Here is a 16,554-nt window from a genome sequence, read left to right as displayed (position 1 = left end):
ACGCGGAAGGCCTCAGGCATTCTGTTCCCTGCGCCGGCCCAGTGCAAGCCAGACCAGCGCCGCGCCGGTCAGCCCCAGCGGCAGCAGCGAACCGAGGTTCAACAGGCTCCAGCCCTGCGTAGTGACGAGCACGCCGGAGGCCAGCGAAGACACCGCGAGCACGGCAAAAATGCAGAAGTTGAGCGCGCCCTGCGCCTTGTCCTTTTCTTCAGGACGATAGGCCGTGAGCGCCAGCGTGGTGGCGCCGGTGAACAGGAAATTCCAGCCCAGCCCCAGCAAAAAGAGCGCCGCCAAAAATTGCGTGAGGTCCACACCCGATAGCGCGATCAGCACACAGAGCACGTTCAAGGCCAGCCCCGCCGCCATGATGGGCAAGGTGCCGAAGCGGCGTATCAGGTGGCCGGTGAAAAAGCCCGGCGCGAACATGCCGATCACATGCCACTCCAGCACCAGCGCGACGCTGGAAAACGGCAGGCCGCAGACCTGCATGGCGATCGGCGTGGCGGCCATCAGGAGGTTCATCACGCCGAAGCCCAGCGCACCGGCGGCGGCGGCCACGATGAACACCGGCTGCCGCATGATTTCAGCGAGCGGCCGTCCTCCCCGCGCTGCATGCGCCTCGGGCGGCGGAGGAAATTGAATGAACGCCAGCAGCGCCATGGACAACAGCGCCACGCCAGCCAGCGCCAGGTAGGCGCCGGCAAAAGGCACAGCGGTCAGCTCCCGCGTGCGCGCCGCAAGGTTGGGCCCGGCGACGGCGCCCAGCAGGCCACCGGCCATGACCAGCGAAATGGCTTTTTCGCGAAAGGCCGGCAAGGCCAACTCGGCCGCGGCAAAGCGGTAGAGCTGCGCGTTGGCGCTGTAGTAGCCGGCCACCACCGTGGCCGTCACCAGCAGCCAGAAGTTGCGGCTGTAGGCCGCATAGCAGCACAGCAAGGCCGAGGCCACGGCCACCAGCAACCCAAGTTGAAAAGACATCTTGCGCCCGTAGCGTGATTGCGTACGCGCCACCACCGGGGTCGACAGCGCGCCGCCCACCACATAGCCCATGACGGGCAGGGTGGCCATCCAGCCCAGCGGGGCGAGGTTCAGGCCGACCAGGCCATTGATGGCAATGAAGGTGACGTTGTTGGTCAGGAACAGGCCCTGGCAGACGGCCAGCAGCCAGAGGTTGCGGTTCATGCCGCCGCCCCCAGCGTCAGCAGGGACAGGCAGGCCAGCGGCGCGGTTTCGGCCCGCAGCACGCGCGGGCCCAGCGTGACGGGGCTGAAGCCGCCGGCCATGGCCGCGGTTTCTTCGGCGGAGCTGAAGCCGCCCTCGGGCCCGCTCAGAAACGTCAGCGTGCCGCTGCCCGGCACTGCCTGCGCCAGCGGACGGCTGCCTTCGCGCAGCGACAACAACAGCCGGCTCCCGTCCGCTGCCGCCTCCCCGAGGTTCTTGAGCCAGTCGGCCAGGGTCGCGACCTCGTGGACCAGCGGCACGCGGCTTCGGCCGCATTGCTCGCAGGCGGCGACGGCTACGCCTTGCCAGTGCGAGATTTTTTTGTCGGCGCGTTCGCCTTTGAGGCGCAGCACGCTGCGCTCGCTCATCAGGGGCTGGATGCTGGCCGCACCCAGCTCGGCCGCTTTTTCCACCAGCCAGTCCATGCGTTCGTTGGCGGGCATGGCGACCGCCAGGTGGATGGCTCGGGCCGCCTCGCGTGAGGTCGGGTTGTAAGCGCCGACGGTGACTTCGACTTCGCTGCGGCCCATGCGCGTGACCATGGCACCAAACTCGCCCTCGCTACCGGGAGAGCCGTCGCCCCGGCCGTTGAACAGCGAGAGGGCATCCCCGGGCTGCAGCCGCAGGACCTGAACGTGACGGGCCGCCGCCGGCGGCAGCGCTACTGTTGTGCCCGGTACCAGCGCGATGTCAGCATAGAAACGGGCGCTCACACCGTGGCCTTAAAACGTGTAGCCCACACGGGTTTCATTGCCTTCGATCTCGTCGAGCAGCACCATCAGCGGGCCGAGCTGCCGGTAGCGCGCGGCGGTATTGCGCGCGTATTTGATGAAGCGCGGGGTGTCGGCCAGGTATTTGGGCTTGCCGTCGCGCAGCGTGAGGCGCGCGAAGATGCCCAGAATCTTGAGGTGGCGCTGCAGGCCCATCCATTCGACAGCCCGGTAAAACTCGCCGAAGTCGTCGCCGACAGGCAGGCCCGCCTTGCGGGCCTTCTGCCAGTAACGCACCGTGATGTCGAGCACGAAGTCCTCTTCCCAGCTCAGGAAGGCGTCGCGCATCAGGCTGGCGATGTCGTAGGTGATGGGGCCGTAAACCGCATCCTGGAAATCAAGTACCCCCAGTGGCGGCGCATCCGCGGCGGCCATTGATGGTCCATTTGGAATCATCAGATTCCGCGGCATGAAGTCACGGTGCACAAACACCCGAGCACCCTCAAGCGAATTCAGGTTGCTGGCTTTGATCTGCGTGAACAGGGCGTCGAGCTTGTCCTGCAGGCCGGTATCCAGTGCGAGGCCGCGGTGTTTGGCGACGTACCAGTCGGGAAAGAGGGCAAGCTCGCGCGAGAGCAACGCATCGTCATAAGGCGGCAGCACATCGGGTTTTGAGGCGAGTTGCCAGCGGATCAGGGCCTCCACCGCATCCACATACAAGTCGTAGTGCGCGGGTGTCGGGCTGGCAATCGCGTCGACCGCCGCAGGCGGGGCGATCACTTCCATCATGGTCTGCGCGCCCAGGTCGCTCAGCAGCATGAAGCCCAGGGGCTCGTCCCATGCGAGCACGCGCGGAGCGTTCAGGCCGGCGTCCGCCATCAGGCCGGCAATTTTCACAAAGGGCTTGCAGTCCTCCTGCGCGGGCGGCGCATCCATGATGATGCAGCTGCCTTCGCCTGATGCGCTGTCCACCCTGAAGTAGCGGCGAAAACTCGCATCGGCCGAAGCCGGCCTCAGTGAACCGGCTTGCAGCTTGTGTTGACGGGCCGCGGCGGCCAGCCAGTGCTCGAAGGCGGTGGCGCGTGCAGGATCGGCCCAGGCGACGGACGTTGCGGTCATGCTTGCCAAGCCTTCGCAAGGCGCGCGGCCGGGCTCGGGTTCGGCATTGTGGGATGGGGGTGGAGGGTCATGGATAATCAGGCCTGATTTTACAAACGGGTTTATCTCACATAAACGATGCGCCGCGCATCCCCCTCGCCTTTTATTCTCTCCCCGGTAGCTCTTGCTGTCTCCAGGCTGGCCGTGTTTTGCGCCACGCTGGGGATGACTGTGGCCGGCGCGGCGCATGCCCAGGCCGTGCCTGCGGCGCCGGCGGCGGCGGAGTCCGGGAGCGGGTTAAAGCTCAAGCCCACCTCCAAGCTGGCCGAAGAAGTCTCCAACGACCCGGCGAACCGGGGGGCGACCTTTATCTTCGGCGACCGCGTGTCGGGCCGCCCGGACCTGGAAACGGTGATCGACGGCAACGCCGAACTGCGCCGCGGACCCACTTCCATCCGCGCCGACCGCATCGAGTACTACCAGCCCGACGACCAGCTCAAAAGCCGCGGCAATGTCCGCATCAACCGGGCCGGCAATCGGTTTGACGGCCCGGAGCTGGAACTGAAGCTGGACCGCTTCGAGGGCTTTTTCACCACGCCGGACTACCGCTTCCTGAGCAACGGCGGCAACGGCCGGGCCGAGCGGGTCGACTTCCTCGACGAAAACCACCTGACGGCACAGCGCGCCAGTTACACCACCTGCGAGCGCGACGACGAGGCGAGCTGGGAGCCGGCCTGGGTGCTGCGTGCCACCAGCTTTGAGTTCGACCTGGAGAGCGAGGTCGGTGTGGCCCGGGGAGCGGTGGTGCGGTTCAAGGATGTGCCCATTCTGGCCTTTCCCAAGTTCAGCTTCCCGTTAAGCGACAAGCGCAAGTCGGGCCTGCTGCCGCCCAGCATCAGCATTGGCTCGACGGATGGATTCGAGCTTCGCCAGCCCTATTACTTCGACATCGCGCCGAACCGGGACGCGACCTTTTCGCCGGCGATCATGACCAAGCGCGGCGTAGACCTCGCCGGCGAGTTCCGCTACCTGGAGCCTACCTACCAGGGCCAGCTCCGTGCCAACTACCTGCCGAACGACAGATTGCGCGACCGGGACCGCTGGTCTTATGGTTACCAGCACACCGGCACCATCAGTACCGGCTTGCCTTCCGTGGGCAACCTGGGCCTCAACCTCAACCTGAACCGCGTCAGTGACAACGACTACTGGCGCGATTTCCCTGCAGGGCTTGGATCCACCACCCAGCGGCTGCTCTCCCAGGACGCCAGCCTGTCCTGGAGCCGCGGCTTCTTTTCCTCCACCCTGCGCACCCTGAAATGGCAGACGCTGCAGGACGTGACCTCGCCCATCGTCCCTCCCTATGACCGCCTGCCGCAGCTGACAGCCAGCTATACCCGGGTAGATGCTCCCCTGGGCGGCCTGGGCAACGGCTTTGACTGGTCCATCGAAGGCGACTACACCCGGTTTTCCGCCGACCGGGCCCTGACGAACCAGCCCAACAGCAACCGGGCCTACACCAGGCTGCAGGTCAGCCGTCCCTGGCTGTCGTCGGCCGGATTCATCACCCCCAAGGTGCAGCTGCACGCCACGAGCTACCAGTTCGACGCGCCGCTGATCGACGGCTCTCGCTCAGCCTCGCGCGTGGTCCCGACCTTCAGCCTGGACAGCGGCTTGCAGTTTGAACGCCAGGCCGGCTTCCTGGGCCGCGACTTTACCCAGACGCTGGAGCCGCGCGCCTTTTATGTGCGCACGCCCTTCCGTGACCAGAGCCGTTTGCCCAACTACGACTCCGGCCTGAACGACTTCAACTTTGCGACGGTGTTCACCGAAAACGCCTTTGTCGGCAATGACCGCATTTCGGATGCGAACCTGCTGACCTTGGGCGTGACCTCGCGCCTGCTGGATCCGGCAACGGGTGCGGAAGCCCTGCGCGTGGGCATCGCGCAGCGCCTGCGTTTTGAAGACCAGCGCGTGACCTTGCCAGGCGCTCTGCCGGTCACCGACCGCATCAGCGACATTCTGGTCGGCGCATCCGTCAACTGGGTGCCGCAATGGTCCTTCGACAGCACGGTGCAGTACAACCCCAAGACCCGGCAGTCCGAGCGCGCCTCGTTCGGTGTGCGCTACAACCCGGGCAACTACCGCGTCATCAGCGCTGCGTTCCGGCGCCAGCGCAATGTCAGTGAGCAGATCGACATCGGCTGGCAATGGCCCATCAATGACCTGTGGGGCGACAAGGGGAAAGACCTGGGCGCCGGCCAGGGCCAGGGCCCCGGGCGCTACTATGCGGTCGGCCGGCTCAATTACAGCGTGCTCGACAAGCGTCTGGTCGACTCCATCATCGGCGTCGAGTACGACGGTTGCTGCTGGATAGGCCGCGTCGTGCTGCAGCGCTCGCAAACCGGCACCGGCACTTCGGACACCCGCATCATGTTCCAGCTGGAGCTGGTGGGCTTCTCCCGCATAGGCGCCAACCCCCTGGAAACCCTCAAGTCAAATGTCCCGCGCTACCAGTACCTGCGTGAGAAAATCGAGGCTCCAAGCCGCTTTACCACTTATGACTAATCACCGCTTCGTTCCAGAACTTTTCTCGGGCTTGCCGCGCCTGGCCGGTGTGGCGCTCGCGCTCTCGATGCTGATGGCCGCGCAGGCGCAGGCACAGGGGCTGAGGCCGTCCACGCCCCTGCGACTGTCGTCCGATCCGGCCGTGCGCCCTGTCCAAGGTGGGCAACGCCAGGCCGATTTCATCGTCGCGGTGGTCAATTCCGAGCCGATCACCAACAGCGAGGTCCGCCTCAAGCTGGTCCGTACCGAGCAGCAAATCCTGCAGCAGGGCACGGCGCTGCCGCCCCGCAGCGAGCTGGTGGTGCAGGTGCTCGAGCGCATGATCAGTGACAAGGCCCAGTTGCAACTGGCGCGCGCTTCCGGTATTCGCATCGATGAGAACGCGATCCAGGCGGCGGTCCAGACCGTCGCCAGCCAGAACCAGATCAGCGTGGACGAACTGCGCAGCCGCCTGAAGGCGGACGGCATTGATTACACGCAGTTCCGTTCGGAAGTGCGTGACGAACTCCTGGTGGGCCGCCTGCGCCAGCGTGAACTGGAGGCGCGCGTCACCATTACCGAGCAGGAGGTTGACCAGTTCCTGCGCGACCAGGAAGGCGGTAGCGCCGAAGCTTCCGCACTGGCGCTTAACCTGGGCGAGATTTTGGTCGCCGTGCCCGAAAATGCCACGGCCGACCAGGTCGCGGCGCTGCAAGCCAAAGCCCAGCAGGTGGTTGACCGGGCCAGGGCGGGCGGCGACTTCGCCGCGCTGGCTGCCGAGTTCTCTTCTTCGCCCACGCGCACGACCGGCGGCCAGATGGGGCTGCGCACCGCTGACCGTTATCCACCTCTTTTTGTAGAGGCCACTAAAAATCTGCAGACCGGCGCGCTGGCCGGTCCGGTGCGAAGCGGCGCTGGTTTCCACGTCCTCAAGGTGATTGAAAAGCGCCAGGGCGGCATGCCCGGCGCGACCGTGACACAGACCCACGCCCGCCACATCCTGCTTCGGCTGAACCCCAAAATGACGGAAGCGGCCGCGACCGAAAAGCTCGCAGAACTCAAGAAGCGCGTCCAGGCAGGGCAGGCCGACTTTGCCACCCTTGCCCGCGAAAACAGCGATGACGGCTCGGCCAAGGAAGGCGGCGACCTGGGCTGGGCCAGCCCCGGCATGTTTGTGCCCGAGTTTGAGAAAGTCATGAACAGCCTGGCGCCCAACCAGGTATCCGATCCGCTGGTGTCGCGCTACGGCGTGCACATCATCCAGGTGCTCGAGCGCCGCGACACCCAGCTCTCGCAGCGCGACCAGCGCGAAATCGCACGCAATGTGCTGCGCGAGAAAAAACAGAGCGAAGCTTATGCACTCTGGGCCCAGGAAGTCCGCGGGCGTGCGTACGTGGAGTATCGTGAACCGCCGCAGTGAGTGTGGCCCCCACGGTTGCTCACTGCGTGTAGCCTGCGGCTTCTCCCTGCCCCTTTCATTACGAGAGGGGCCGCTGCGCCTGCGGCCCGGCAAAGCCGGTTCCGCGGCCCCTGCTGGTTTAAGGTGTGAGTAAGGCGGCGAGCTCGTGAAACACATCCCGCGCAAGCGCTTTGGCCAGCACTTCCTGACTGACCAAGGCATCATCGAAGGCATTGTCCAGGCGATCGCGCCGCGGCCGGGCCAGGCCGTGGTGGAAATCGGTCCCGGGCTTGCGGCTTTGACGCAGCCCCTGGTTGAGCGCTTGGGCAATCTGACGGTGATCGAGTTGGACCGGGACCTGGCTCGGCAACTGCGCGAGCATCCGCAACTCAGCGTTGTTGAGTCCGACATCCTCAAGGTCGACATCCACGCGCTGGCGCGCGACACCTGCGCGCCGGGGCAAAAGCTCCGCGTCGTCGGCAACCTGCCGTACAACATCTCCACGCCCATTCTGTTCCATCTGCTGGATGCGGTCGACGTCATTGAAGACCAGCACTTCATGTTGCAAAAAGAGGTCATAGACCGCATGGTGGCCTCGCCGGCGACCAGCGACTACGGCCGGCTCAGTGTGATGCTGCAATGGCGCTACGCCATGGAAAACGTGTTGTTCGTGCCGCCGCAGAGCTTTGACCCGCCGCCGCGCGTGGACAGTGCTGTGGTGCGCATGGTGCCGCACGCCGCGCCGGCGGTGCTTGAGGTCAAGCTGCTGAGTGAGCTGGTGCAGGTGGCTTTCAGTCAGCGCCGCAAGCTGCTGCGCCACACGCTGGGCCAATGGCTGGCCGCGCGCGGCTTTACGGGTGTCTTTGACGTGCAGCGCCGGGCCGAGGAGGTGCCGGCGGCCGAGTACGTCGCGCTGGCGCAGGCGCTGCAAGCCTGAGCGCCGGCTAGCGGCATAAAAAAAGCCCGTCAAAGACGGGCTTTTTTGCGGGCGCCTGCGGCGCCTATTTCCATTTGGTTTACTTCAAGCAGCGGCGAGCCAGTAACCCGCGTTAAACGGGCTGCTCATACGCAATGCCAGAGGCGACACGTCCACCAGTTTGTCGGTAGGCATGACTTCTTCACCTTCTGCAACTGCTTGCTGGGCCTCATTCGCCCGATCCCCTTGGCCGATGTCTGGGGAGCGGGCTACAGAAAAGAATAGAAGCATCTGAACGGTATCTTGCGATCCGCCCAGTAGTCCGAGGCATCCCGGAAGATGTCGAGCAGCTGCTCGCGCGCTTCCTTGTCAAATTTGGCGTTGGCCGGAATCTGCTCGAGCACGACGATGAAGCCGGGCTGCGGGCCCGACTTGTGGACCAGGTCCGTCATGCAGTCGTACAGCGCGTCGAAATTCTTGCCGAAGTGGGCCGGGAAGGTGTATTGCGCCGCAATCATGTCCAGCACGTCCTGCTTGCTCTGGGCATTGCCCAGGTTGGCATACAGGAAATGCTGGTTCAGATGCGTCGCGGCATCCTGCAGGTCCTGCACCCGGAAGGCGCGTATGGATTGAACGATATTGGGCCGCACGCCGCGCAAAGGCGTTTCACCGTCCTTGCGCACCGGCGTTTCGTTGTCCCGACGAAGTGGTGTATCCATCTCCGCTACTCTTTCTCTGAAGTCAAAAACTCGTAATAACAACCACAGCTCATTTACTGAACGATTCTGCGAAAACTCGCATAGTGGTCGTCGGTGTAATAACAGGCATCCGGGGCGGTGGGTTTCAAGCCGCCACAAACAATGCGCCGGGCTCCCCGGCTGCGTTCATTGGGCGTTCGGACGGTGTATTCGCGGTAGTAACCGCGACGGTTGGCCGGAAGAAGTCGCTCCCGGTTGCCAAACACCACGCCGTCCTTGTCATGCCTGAACGGCCCACCCTGGTAAATCAGCGTCATCATGTCGCGCCCTTGAGGGGGCAATTGGGCCGCTGCAATCGTGCCGACCGGCGCCGGTGAATCCGCGCCCTTGGCCTGCACCACGCTGGGGATCAGCCCGCTCAGGCTGGTTGCCAAGACCAGCAGGCCGGCCATTCTGGCTGCCTGCCGACGTCCCCACCCATTGCGCAACATGAAAAAGAAGCCTTTCCTGAACCCAGGGCCCGCCCGCCGATTTCGGGTTAACCCTTAAATTTCAAGAGAGCTAGTTTGCCGCAAGTGGCTGGAAAACGCAAGTGGCTGCTGAAAATTTAGGCAGTAAAGACCGGGGTTACTGCCTAAATAAGTTAGTACTGGCTATCTAAAATGGGCTTATCGGGCCGCGTTTGCATCCGCCACTGTCAGTGCCGTCATGTTCACGATGCGGCGTACCGTGGCCGTGGCGGTCAGGATGTGCATGGGTTTGTTCGCGCCCAGCAGCACGGGGCCGATGGCGATGTTGCCGCCGGCCGCCGTTTTGAGCAGGTTGTACGAAATATTGGCTGCATCAATATTGGGCAGCACCAGCAGGTTGGCTTCGCCGGCCAGCGTGCTGTTGGGCATGATCAGGCCGCGTGCGTCTTCGTCCAGCGCCATGTCGCCGTGCATTTCGCCGTCGACTTCCAGCCAGGGGGCTTTCTCGCGCAGCAGTTCCAGCGTGCGGCGCATTTTCAGGGCGCTGGGCAGGTTGGAGGAGCCGAAGTTCGAGTGCGACAGCAGGGCCGCCTTGGGCTTGATGCCGAAGCGCATCATTTCCTCGGCGGCCATGGTGGTGATCTCGGCGAGCTGCTCGGCCGTCGGGTCGCAGTTGACGTGGGTGTCGAGCAGGAAGACCTGGCGGTTCGGCAACAGCAGGCCGTTCATGCAGGCATAGGTGTTGACGCCTTCGCGCTTGCCGATGACCTGGTCCAGGTAGTCCAGGTGGTGGGCCGTCGTGCCCCAGGTGCCGCAGATCAGGCCGTCCACGTCGCCCTTGTGCAGCAGCATGCCGGCGATCAGCGTGAGGCGGCGGCGCATCTCGATCTTGGCGATCTGCACGGTGACGCCGCGGCGCTCCATCATGCGGTGGTAGGTCTGCCAGAAATCGCGGTAGCGGTGGTCCTGCTCGACGTTGACCACGTCGTAGTCGAGCTCTTCCTTCAGGCGCAGGCCGAATTTTTCGATGCGCTGGGCAATGATGGCGGGGCGGCCTATCAGCGTGGGCCGTGCCAGGCCCTCGTCCACCACGATCTGGCAGGCGCGCAGCACGCGTTCTTCTTCGCCTTCGGCATAGGCCACGCGCTTGCGGCTGGCGGCTTTGGCGGCCGCGAAGATCGGCTTCATGACCGTACCCGAGGCATAGACAAAGCTCTGCAGCTTGTCGCGGTAGGCGTTCATGTCCTGGATGGGCCGCAGGGCCACGCCGCTGTCGGCCGCCGCCTGTGCCACCGCGGGCGCGATCTTCATCATCAGGCGCGGGTCGAAAGGCTTCGGAATCAGGTATTCGGGGCCGAAGGCGAGCTTCTCACCCACATAGGCGGCTGCCACAACTTCACTCTGCTCGGCCTGCGCGAGTTCGGCAATCGCATGCACGGCCGCGATTTCCATCTCGACGGTGATGGTCGAGGCGCCGGCATCCAGCGCGCCGCGGAAGATGTACGGAAAGCACAGGACGTTGTTGACCTGGTTGGGGTAGTCGGTGCGGCCGGTGGCCATGATGGCGTCGTCGCGCACGGACTTGACGTCTTCGGGCGTGATCTCGGGGTTGGGATTGGCCAGCGCCAGGATGATGGGCTTGGCCGCCATCTTGGCGACCATGTCTTTCTTGAGCACACCACCGGCCGACAGTCCCAGGAAGATGTCCGCGCCCGCGATCACGTCGCTGAGGGTGCGCGCGTCGGTCTTCTGCGCGAACTGGATCTTGTCCTCGTCCATCAGTTCGGTGCGGCCTTCATAGACCACGCCGGCCAGGTCGGTCACGAACACGTTTTCACGCTGAATGCCCAGCTTGAGCAGCAGGTTCAGGCAGGCCAGCGCCGCCGCGCCCGCGCCCGAGGTCACCAGCTTGACCTGGCCGGGGCCCTTGCCGACCACCTTGAGCGCATTCAGCACCGCCGCGCCCACGGTAATGGCCGTGCCGTGCTGGTCGTCGTGGAACACCGGGATCTTCATGCGCTTGCGCAGCTCGCGCTCCACATAGAAGCAATCCGGCGCCTTGATGTCTTCGAGATTGATGGCGCCGAAGGTCGGCTCCAGCGAGGCGATGATGTCGACCAGCTTGGCCGGGTCTTTTTCGTCGATCTCGATGTCGAACACGTCGACACCGGCGAACTTCTTGAACAGCACGCCCTTGCCTTCCATGACCGGCTTGGAGGCCAGCGGGCCGATGTCGCCCAGGCCCAGCACGGCGGTGCCGTTGGTCACCACGGCCACGAGATTGCCGCGGCTGGTGTACTTGAAGGCGTTGTTCGGGTCCTTGACGATCTCTTCGCAGGGCGCGGCGACGCCGGGGGAATAAGCCAGGGCCAGGTCGCGCTGGTTGGTCAGCTGCTTGGTCGCTGCGATGGCCACCTTGCCGGGGGTCGGAAACTCGTGGTATTCAAGGGCGGCGCGGCGCAGTTCAGCGCGTTTTTCTTCACGGTCGGCGGGCGTCGCGGCGGTGGGTGTCGGCATCAGCAGGGTCTCCAGCGGAAACGGTCGGGCGACCGTCAATTTCTTGTAAGGGTCTGGATTGTAGGCCGTTGGACGGGAAAACCCTAGTAAGTGAATCTACGCAAAAAGGTGGATCGCTTTTGACTTTTCAGCATGGAAAGCCGCGTTGCCGCGAAGCTGGTTCACGATAACAGCGCGTAGATGTTTTTTGGGCGCTTTAAGCGCGAAATACTGAACGGAGCGGCCGGGTGCGCGGCCCGTCCGTTCAACGCGCCACACCCAGCAAGTGGTTCAGGCGCTCAGGCTGCTCGCGCAGCGCCTGGGCTGTGCCCGTGTGCACCACCATGCCGCGGTCCAGCACCACGGCGCTGTCGGAAATCGCCAGGATGGCCTGCGGGTGCTGCTCCACGATGATGGCGCTCAGGCCCTCCTCGCGCGTGATGCGGCGTATGGCGCGCAGCAACTCTTCCACGATGATGGGCGCCAGGCCTTCCAGCGGTTCGTCGAGCAGCAGCAGCTTGGGGTTGAGCACCAGCGCCCGGCCCACGGCCAGCATCTGCTGCTCGCCGCCCGACAGCTGCGTGCCCAGGTTGGTCTTGCGCTCGGCCAGGCGCGGGAACATGGTGTACACGCCATCCGGGTTCCACTTGCCGGGCCTCGCCACCGCCGTCAGGTTTTCGTGCACCGTCAGCGACTTGAAGATGTTGCGCTCCTGCGGCACCCAGCCTATGCCGGCTGCCGCGCGTTCGTGCGAGGGCAATCGGTGCAGGGCCACCATGGACGCGCCCGCGCCGAAAGAGATGGCGCCGCCGTGCTGGCGCGTCGCGCCCGCCAGAGTGTTGATCAGCGTGGTCTTGCCCGTGCCGTTGCGGCCCAGCAGCGCGAGCGTCTGGCCCTCACCCAGCGTGAACGAGACCTCGTGCAACACCACCGCCTCGCCATAGCCGGCGCGCAGCTTGTCGACCTTGAGCAGCTCAGCCATGGACTGCCTCCTCGCCATGGCCCAGGTAGACCGCCTTGACCTGCGGGTCGGCCGCGATCTGCTCGGGCGTGCCTTCGGTCAGCAGCGTGCCGTTGACCAGCACCGTCATGGTGGTGGCGAAGCTGAACACCAGGTCCATGTCGTGCTCGATCAAAAGTACCGACACATCGGCGGGCAGCGCGGCCACGGTTTGCAGCAGCTCCTCGCGCTCGCCGGCCGGAACGCCCGCCACGGGTTCGTCGAGCAGCAGCACGCGCGGCTCGCAGGCCAGCGCCACGGCGATTTCCAGCAGGCGGCGCTTTCCGTAGGCCAGCACGCGCGTCGGCTGGTCCATGACCTCCGTCAGGTGGAACTGTTCCAGCAACTGTTCGCAGCGCTCGGCCACGGCGCGGTTGCGCCCCAGCGCCTGCCACCATTTTGTGCCCAGCCCGGTTTGCTGCGACACGGTGAGGGCCAGCGTCTGCAGCGGCGTGAGCGAATCGAAAAGCTGGTTGATCTGGAAGGTGCGCACCATGCCGCGCTTGACGCGCTGGTGCGGCGCCAGCCGCGTGATGTCTTCGCCCTCGAGCAGGATACGGCCCTCGGTGGGCTGCAGCACGCCCGTCAGCAGGTTGACCAGCGTGGTCTTGCCCGCGCCGTTGGGCCCTATCAGCGCATGGCGCGCGCCGCGCCGCAGGTTCAGGCTCACATTGTTGGTTGCCGTGATGCCGCCGAAGCGCATCACCAGGCCTTGCGCGGACAGCACTGCGTCCTGTGTCGGGCCGCTCATGGCCGGCCTCCGCGCTGCGGCAGCCAGGTCCAGGGCCGGACCAGGCGCTCGCGGCCCACCAGCACCAGCACCACCAGGAACAGGCCTATCCAGAAGGTCCAGTACTGCGGCGTGATCGACGAGAGCGCGTCCTGCATCAGCTTGAACACAATCGCCCCGGCCACGCCGCCGTACAGCCAGCCCACGCCGCCCACCACCAGTATCAGCAGCACGTCGGCCGAGCGGTGGAACTCAAACAAATCCAGCGAAGCGAAGCCGGTGGTCTGGGTCAGCAGCGCGCCGGCCGCCCCCGCCACACCCGCTGCCACCGTGTAGACCACCGCCAGCCGGGACGCGACCGGAATGCCGATGGCCATGGCGCGCAGCCGGTTGTCGCGTATGGCCTTGAGCGTCGCGCCCAGCGGTGAATGCACCAGGCGGCGCATCAACATGAACAGAATCAGCAAGACCGCCAGCGAGTAATAGGCAGCCGTACGGCCCGAGAGGTCGAACTCGAAGCGGCCCAGCAGCGGGCCCATGACCACGCCCTGCAAGCCGTCGGCGCCGCCGGTCAACCAGTCGAGCTTGTTCGCCAGCTCCAGCAGGATCAGCGCCACGCCCAGCGTCACCATGAGCCGGGTCAGATCGCTGCCGCGCAGGATGGTGAGCGAACACAGGGCGCCCAGCAGCGTGGCCGTGGTGATGCCCACGGCCAGGCCCAGCAGCGGGTCGGGCATGACCAGCTTGGCAAACAGCGCCGCCGCATAACCGCCTATGCCGAAGAAAGCCGCATGGCCCAGCGAGACGATGCCCGTGTAACCCAGCACCAGGTCCAGCGACACCGCGAACAGCGCGACGATGGCGATCTCGTTGATGAGGGAGGCGTGACTGGGCATCAGCACCGGCGCGGCGAAGGCGATGAGCCAGAGCACCGGCTCCCAGGGTTTCCAGCGGCTGCTCTTGAGCAGCGATGTCTGGGTGTTGCTCATGCTATTTGCCTCCCTTGCGCACAAAGAGGCCCTGCGGCCGCCAGATCAGGATCACGATCATCAGGCTGTAGACGATGAAGGCGCCCAGCTTGGGGATGTAGTACTTGCCCGCCACGTCGGCGATGCCCAGCAGCAGCGCGGCCAGCAAGGGCCCGGTGATGGAGGAGGTGCCGCCCACGGCCACCACGATCAGGAAATAAATCATGAACTTCAGCGGAAAGCCCGGGTCCAGGCCCAGTACCTCGGCGCCCAGCGCGCCGCCCAGGCCGGCCAGACCCGAGCCCACGGCGAAGGTCGAGAGGAACACGATGTTGACGTTGATGCCCAGGCCGGCCGCCACGCGCTGGTCGTCCACCGAAGCGCGCAGCCGGCTGCCGAAGCGTGTGCGCGCCAGCAGGTATTGCAGGCCCACCGTCAGCGCCGCGCAGACCGCGATGATGAACAGCCGGTAGTGGCCCATGCCCAGCATCCAGGCGCCGCTGCCGATCTCGGTGCGGCCCTTGAGCCATTGCGGCAGCTGCACGATCTGCTGGGTCGAGCCCACGAAGTAATCCACGCTGGCCACCGCCATGAACACCAGGCCGATGGAAAACAGCACCTGGTCCAGGTGCGGCTTGTTGTACAGCGGCCGGTACAGCGTGCGCTCCAGCACGCCGCCCAGTAGCGCCGAGCCGATAAAGGCCAGCGGCAGGCACACCAAAAAGGGCACGCCGAAATGCTGCATCAGCAGCACGGTGATGTAGCCGCCGGCCATGGCGAAGGCGCCGTGCGCAAGGTTGATGAAATTCATCAAGCCCATGGTCACCGCCAGGCCCACCGCCAGGATAAACAGCAGCATGCCGTAGGCGATACCGTCAAAAAGAAGGGTCAGCATGCTTTGGCCGCAGGATCAGTGTTTGCTTGAAAGAGGTCCATGCCAGGAACGGCGCGGAACCGGCTTTGCCGGGCCGCAGAGGTTGCCCCCAGCAGGGGGGAGGCGCCGCGAAGCGGCGCTTCGGGGGTTACTTACTCTTGCCTGGATCCTTGACGTCCTTGATCACGTCAAATTCCACGTTGTAAAGCTGGCCGTCCTTCTTCTCGACCTTGCGCAGGTAGACGTCCTGCACGATGTCACGCGTCTGCGCGTCGATGAAAATCTTGCCGCGCGGGCTTTCAAACAGCTGGCCCTTCATGGCCGCGAGCAGCGCGTCGCCGCCGCCTTGGCCCTTGCTGGTCTTGAGCGCCTCATAAATCACGCGCATGCCGTCATAGCCGCCGACCGCCATGAAGTTGGGCCGCAAGCCCTTGTTGGCCTTGGAAAAAGCCTCCACAAACTTCTTGTTCGCGGCCGAAGGGTGCGCCGCCGAGTAGTGGTGCGATGTCACCACGCCCAGCGCGCCGTCGCCCATGTCGTTGAGCTGGTCGTCGTCCGTCACATCGCCGGTGGCGATCAGGCGAATGCCGGCCTTGTCCAGGCCTCGCTCGAGGAACTGCTTCATCACCGCCGCACCCGCGCCCGAGGGCACAAAGACAAACAGCGCGTCGGGTTTGTTGTCCCGCACCTTTTGCAGGAAGGGCGCGAAGTCGGGGTTGCGCAGCGGCACGCGCAGTGCGTCGGTCACTTCGCCGCCGTTGAAGGTCAGGCGGTCCTTGAAGAATTTTTCGGCGTCTATGCCGGGGCCGTAGTCGGACACCAGCGTGACCACCTTCTTGATGCCGTTCTTGGGTGCCCAGTCGGCCAGCGCGACCGAGACCTGCGGCAGCGTGAAGCTGCTGCGCACGATGTAGGGCGAGGCCTGCGTGATGCTGGAGGTCGCCGCCGCCATCACCACCATAGGCGTCTTCGATTGCGTCGCGATGGGCGCGGTGGCCAGGGCCGAGGGCGTGATGCCGAAACCGGCCAGCACGTTGACCTTGTCGTTGACCACCAGCTCCTGCGCCAGGCGGCGCGTGGTGTCCGGCAGCGAGGTGTCGTCCTTCACGATCAGCTGTATCTTCTTGCCCGCCACGGTGTCGCCGTTCTGCGCCATGTAAAGCCGTGCGGCCGCCTCGATCTGCCGGCCGGTGGTGGCCTGCTGGCCCGTCATCGGCAGGATCAGGCCTATCTTGAAGGTGTTGTCCTGGGCCAGCGCGGGGCCGGCGGCAAGTGTGGCGGCCGCCAGCGCGGCAGCGGTAAGAAAGCTACGTTTTTTCATGTTTGTCTCCTGGTGATTTTTCAATGCTTGCCGCTGCGTCCCGGCATGCGGCTGCAAAACGCTGCGAGTCTAGTCTGAGTGCGGTATCTGCACAAATGTTCTTTATGCG

Annotated in this window: 14 protein-coding genes; 3 read left to right on the top strand and 11 right to left on the bottom strand. The window is 65.0% G+C overall.

Going from position 1 to position 16,554, the window contains the following annotated elements; genetic code table 11:
* Positions 1-12: 12 nt before the first annotated feature.
* Genes AC1DXS_RS01875 through AC1DXS_RS01865 form a run of 3 tightly spaced genes read right to left on the bottom strand, consistent with a single transcriptional unit; the run spans position 13 to position 3,050 of the window.
* On the bottom strand, positions 13-1,182 hold the full coding sequence (locus tag AC1DXS_RS01875; protein WP_477735887.1) for an MFS transporter: 1,170 nt from the start codon (positions 1,180-1,182) through the stop codon (positions 13-15).
* Positions 1,179-1,934 (bottom strand): 16S rRNA (uracil(1498)-N(3))-methyltransferase, encoded by a 756-nt coding sequence (locus AC1DXS_RS01870; RefSeq protein WP_477735886.1) that lies wholly within the window; start codon positions 1,932-1,934, stop codon positions 1,179-1,181. Before AC1DXS_RS01870 ends, AC1DXS_RS01875 begins: the two co-directional genes overlap by 4 nt.
* 9 nt (positions 1,935-1,943) lie before the next feature.
* Positions 1,944-3,050 (bottom strand): aminoglycoside phosphotransferase family protein, encoded by a 1,107-nt coding sequence (locus AC1DXS_RS01865; RefSeq protein WP_477735885.1) that lies wholly within the window; start codon positions 3,048-3,050, stop codon positions 1,944-1,946.
* A gap of 117 nt (positions 3,051-3,167) precedes the next feature.
* Here AC1DXS_RS01865 and AC1DXS_RS01860 point away from each other — a divergent pair, with 117 nt between their 5' ends.
* The 3 genes from AC1DXS_RS01860 (at position 3,168) to rsmA (ending at position 7,909) form a co-directional block, all read left to right on the top strand.
* Positions 3,168-5,594, top strand: a complete 2,427-nt coding sequence (locus AC1DXS_RS01860; RefSeq protein WP_477735884.1) for an LPS-assembly protein LptD — start codon at positions 3,168-3,170, stop codon at positions 5,592-5,594.
* A complete protein-coding gene (locus AC1DXS_RS01855; RefSeq protein WP_477735883.1) occupies positions 5,587-6,993 on the top strand; it encodes a peptidylprolyl isomerase in 1,407 nt (468 codons plus the stop codon). Before AC1DXS_RS01860 ends, AC1DXS_RS01855 begins: the two co-directional genes overlap by 8 nt.
* 145 nt (positions 6,994-7,138) lie before the next feature.
* A complete protein-coding gene (rsmA, locus tag AC1DXS_RS01850) occupies positions 7,139-7,909 on the top strand; it encodes a 16S rRNA (adenine(1518)-N(6)/adenine(1519)-N(6))-dimethyltransferase RsmA (RefSeq protein ID WP_477735882.1) in 771 nt (256 codons plus the stop codon).
* A 248-nt stretch (positions 7,910-8,157) separates the two neighbouring features.
* Here the strand turns inward: rsmA and AC1DXS_RS01845 are convergent, their stop codons facing one another.
* The 8 genes from AC1DXS_RS01845 to AC1DXS_RS01810 all read right to left on the bottom strand — a co-directional run bounded on the left by AC1DXS_RS01845 (position 8,158) and on the right by AC1DXS_RS01810 (position 16,445).
* A complete protein-coding gene (locus AC1DXS_RS01845) occupies positions 8,158-8,607 on the bottom strand; it encodes a barstar family protein (protein WP_413328781.1) in 450 nt (149 codons plus the stop codon).
* Between the two features lie 53 nt (positions 8,608-8,660).
* Positions 8,661-9,038 (bottom strand): guanyl-specific ribonuclease, encoded by a 378-nt coding sequence (locus AC1DXS_RS01840; protein ID WP_139201092.1) that lies wholly within the window; start codon positions 9,036-9,038, stop codon positions 8,661-8,663.
* Between the two features lie 216 nt (positions 9,039-9,254).
* The gene (locus AC1DXS_RS01835; protein WP_477735881.1) at positions 9,255-11,573 is read right to left on the bottom strand and encodes an NADP-dependent malic enzyme; all 2,319 of its coding nucleotides are present in this window, start codon (positions 11,571-11,573) and stop codon (positions 9,255-9,257) included.
* Positions 11,574-11,817: 244 nt separating this feature from the next.
* Positions 11,818-12,534 (bottom strand): ABC transporter ATP-binding protein, encoded by a 717-nt coding sequence (locus AC1DXS_RS01830; protein ID WP_477735880.1) that lies wholly within the window; start codon positions 12,532-12,534, stop codon positions 11,818-11,820.
* Positions 12,527-13,303 (bottom strand): ABC transporter ATP-binding protein, encoded by a 777-nt coding sequence (locus AC1DXS_RS01825; protein ID WP_477735879.1) that lies wholly within the window; start codon positions 13,301-13,303, stop codon positions 12,527-12,529. Before AC1DXS_RS01825 ends, AC1DXS_RS01830 begins: the two co-directional genes overlap by 8 nt.
* The gene (locus tag AC1DXS_RS01820; protein WP_477735878.1) at positions 13,300-14,271 is read right to left on the bottom strand and encodes a branched-chain amino acid ABC transporter permease; all 972 of its coding nucleotides are present in this window, start codon (positions 14,269-14,271) and stop codon (positions 13,300-13,302) included. Before AC1DXS_RS01820 ends, AC1DXS_RS01825 begins: the two co-directional genes overlap by 4 nt.
* A 1-nt stretch (position 14,272) precedes the next feature.
* Positions 14,273-15,145 (bottom strand): branched-chain amino acid ABC transporter permease, encoded by an 873-nt coding sequence (locus tag AC1DXS_RS01815; RefSeq protein WP_477735877.1) that lies wholly within the window; start codon positions 15,143-15,145, stop codon positions 14,273-14,275.
* Positions 15,146-15,272: 127 nt separating this feature from the next.
* Positions 15,273-16,445, bottom strand: a complete 1,173-nt coding sequence (locus tag AC1DXS_RS01810) for an ABC transporter substrate-binding protein (protein WP_477735876.1) — start codon at positions 16,443-16,445, stop codon at positions 15,273-15,275.
* Positions 16,446-16,554 lie beyond the last annotated feature (109 nt).

This window comes from Polaromonas sp. P3_B1 (assembly GCF_056402935.1).
This window is presented reverse-complemented; position numbering and strand designations above follow the sequence as displayed.

Coding starts and splice junctions, on each gene's coding strand:
- AC1DXS_RS01845 (WP_413328781.1), bottom strand. CDS start 8,607: ATGGATACACCACTTCGTCGGGACAACGAAACGCCGGTGCGCAAGGAC.
- AC1DXS_RS01825 (WP_477735879.1), bottom strand. CDS start 13,303: ATGAGCGGCCCGACACAGGACGCAGTGCTGTCCGCGCAAGGCCTGGTG.
- AC1DXS_RS01875 (WP_477735887.1), bottom strand. CDS start 1,182: ATGAACCGCAACCTCTGGCTGCTGGCCGTCTGCCAGGGCCTGTTCCTG.
- AC1DXS_RS01820 (WP_477735878.1), bottom strand. CDS start 14,271: ATGAGCAACACCCAGACATCGCTGCTCAAGAGCAGCCGCTGGAAACCC.
- AC1DXS_RS01840 (WP_139201092.1), bottom strand. CDS start 9,038: ATGGCCGGCCTGCTGGTCTTGGCAACCAGCCTGAGCGGGCTGATCCCC.
- AC1DXS_RS01815 (WP_477735877.1), bottom strand. CDS start 15,145: ATGCTGACCCTTCTTTTTGACGGTATCGCCTACGGCATGCTGCTGTTT.
- AC1DXS_RS01860 (WP_477735884.1), top strand. CDS start 3,168: ATGCGCCGCGCATCCCCCTCGCCTTTTATTCTCTCCCCGGTAGCTCTT.
- AC1DXS_RS01810 (WP_477735876.1), bottom strand. CDS start 16,445: ATGAAAAAACGTAGCTTTCTTACCGCTGCCGCGCTGGCGGCCGCCACA.
- AC1DXS_RS01855 (WP_477735883.1), top strand. CDS start 5,587: ATGACTAATCACCGCTTCGTTCCAGAACTTTTCTCGGGCTTGCCGCGC.
- AC1DXS_RS01865 (WP_477735885.1), bottom strand. CDS start 3,050: ATGACCGCAACGTCCGTCGCCTGGGCCGATCCTGCACGCGCCACCGCC.
- AC1DXS_RS01835 (WP_477735881.1), bottom strand. CDS start 11,573: ATGCCGACACCCACCGCCGCGACGCCCGCCGACCGTGAAGAAAAACGC.
- AC1DXS_RS01830 (WP_477735880.1), bottom strand. CDS start 12,534: ATGGCTGAGCTGCTCAAGGTCGACAAGCTGCGCGCCGGCTATGGCGAG.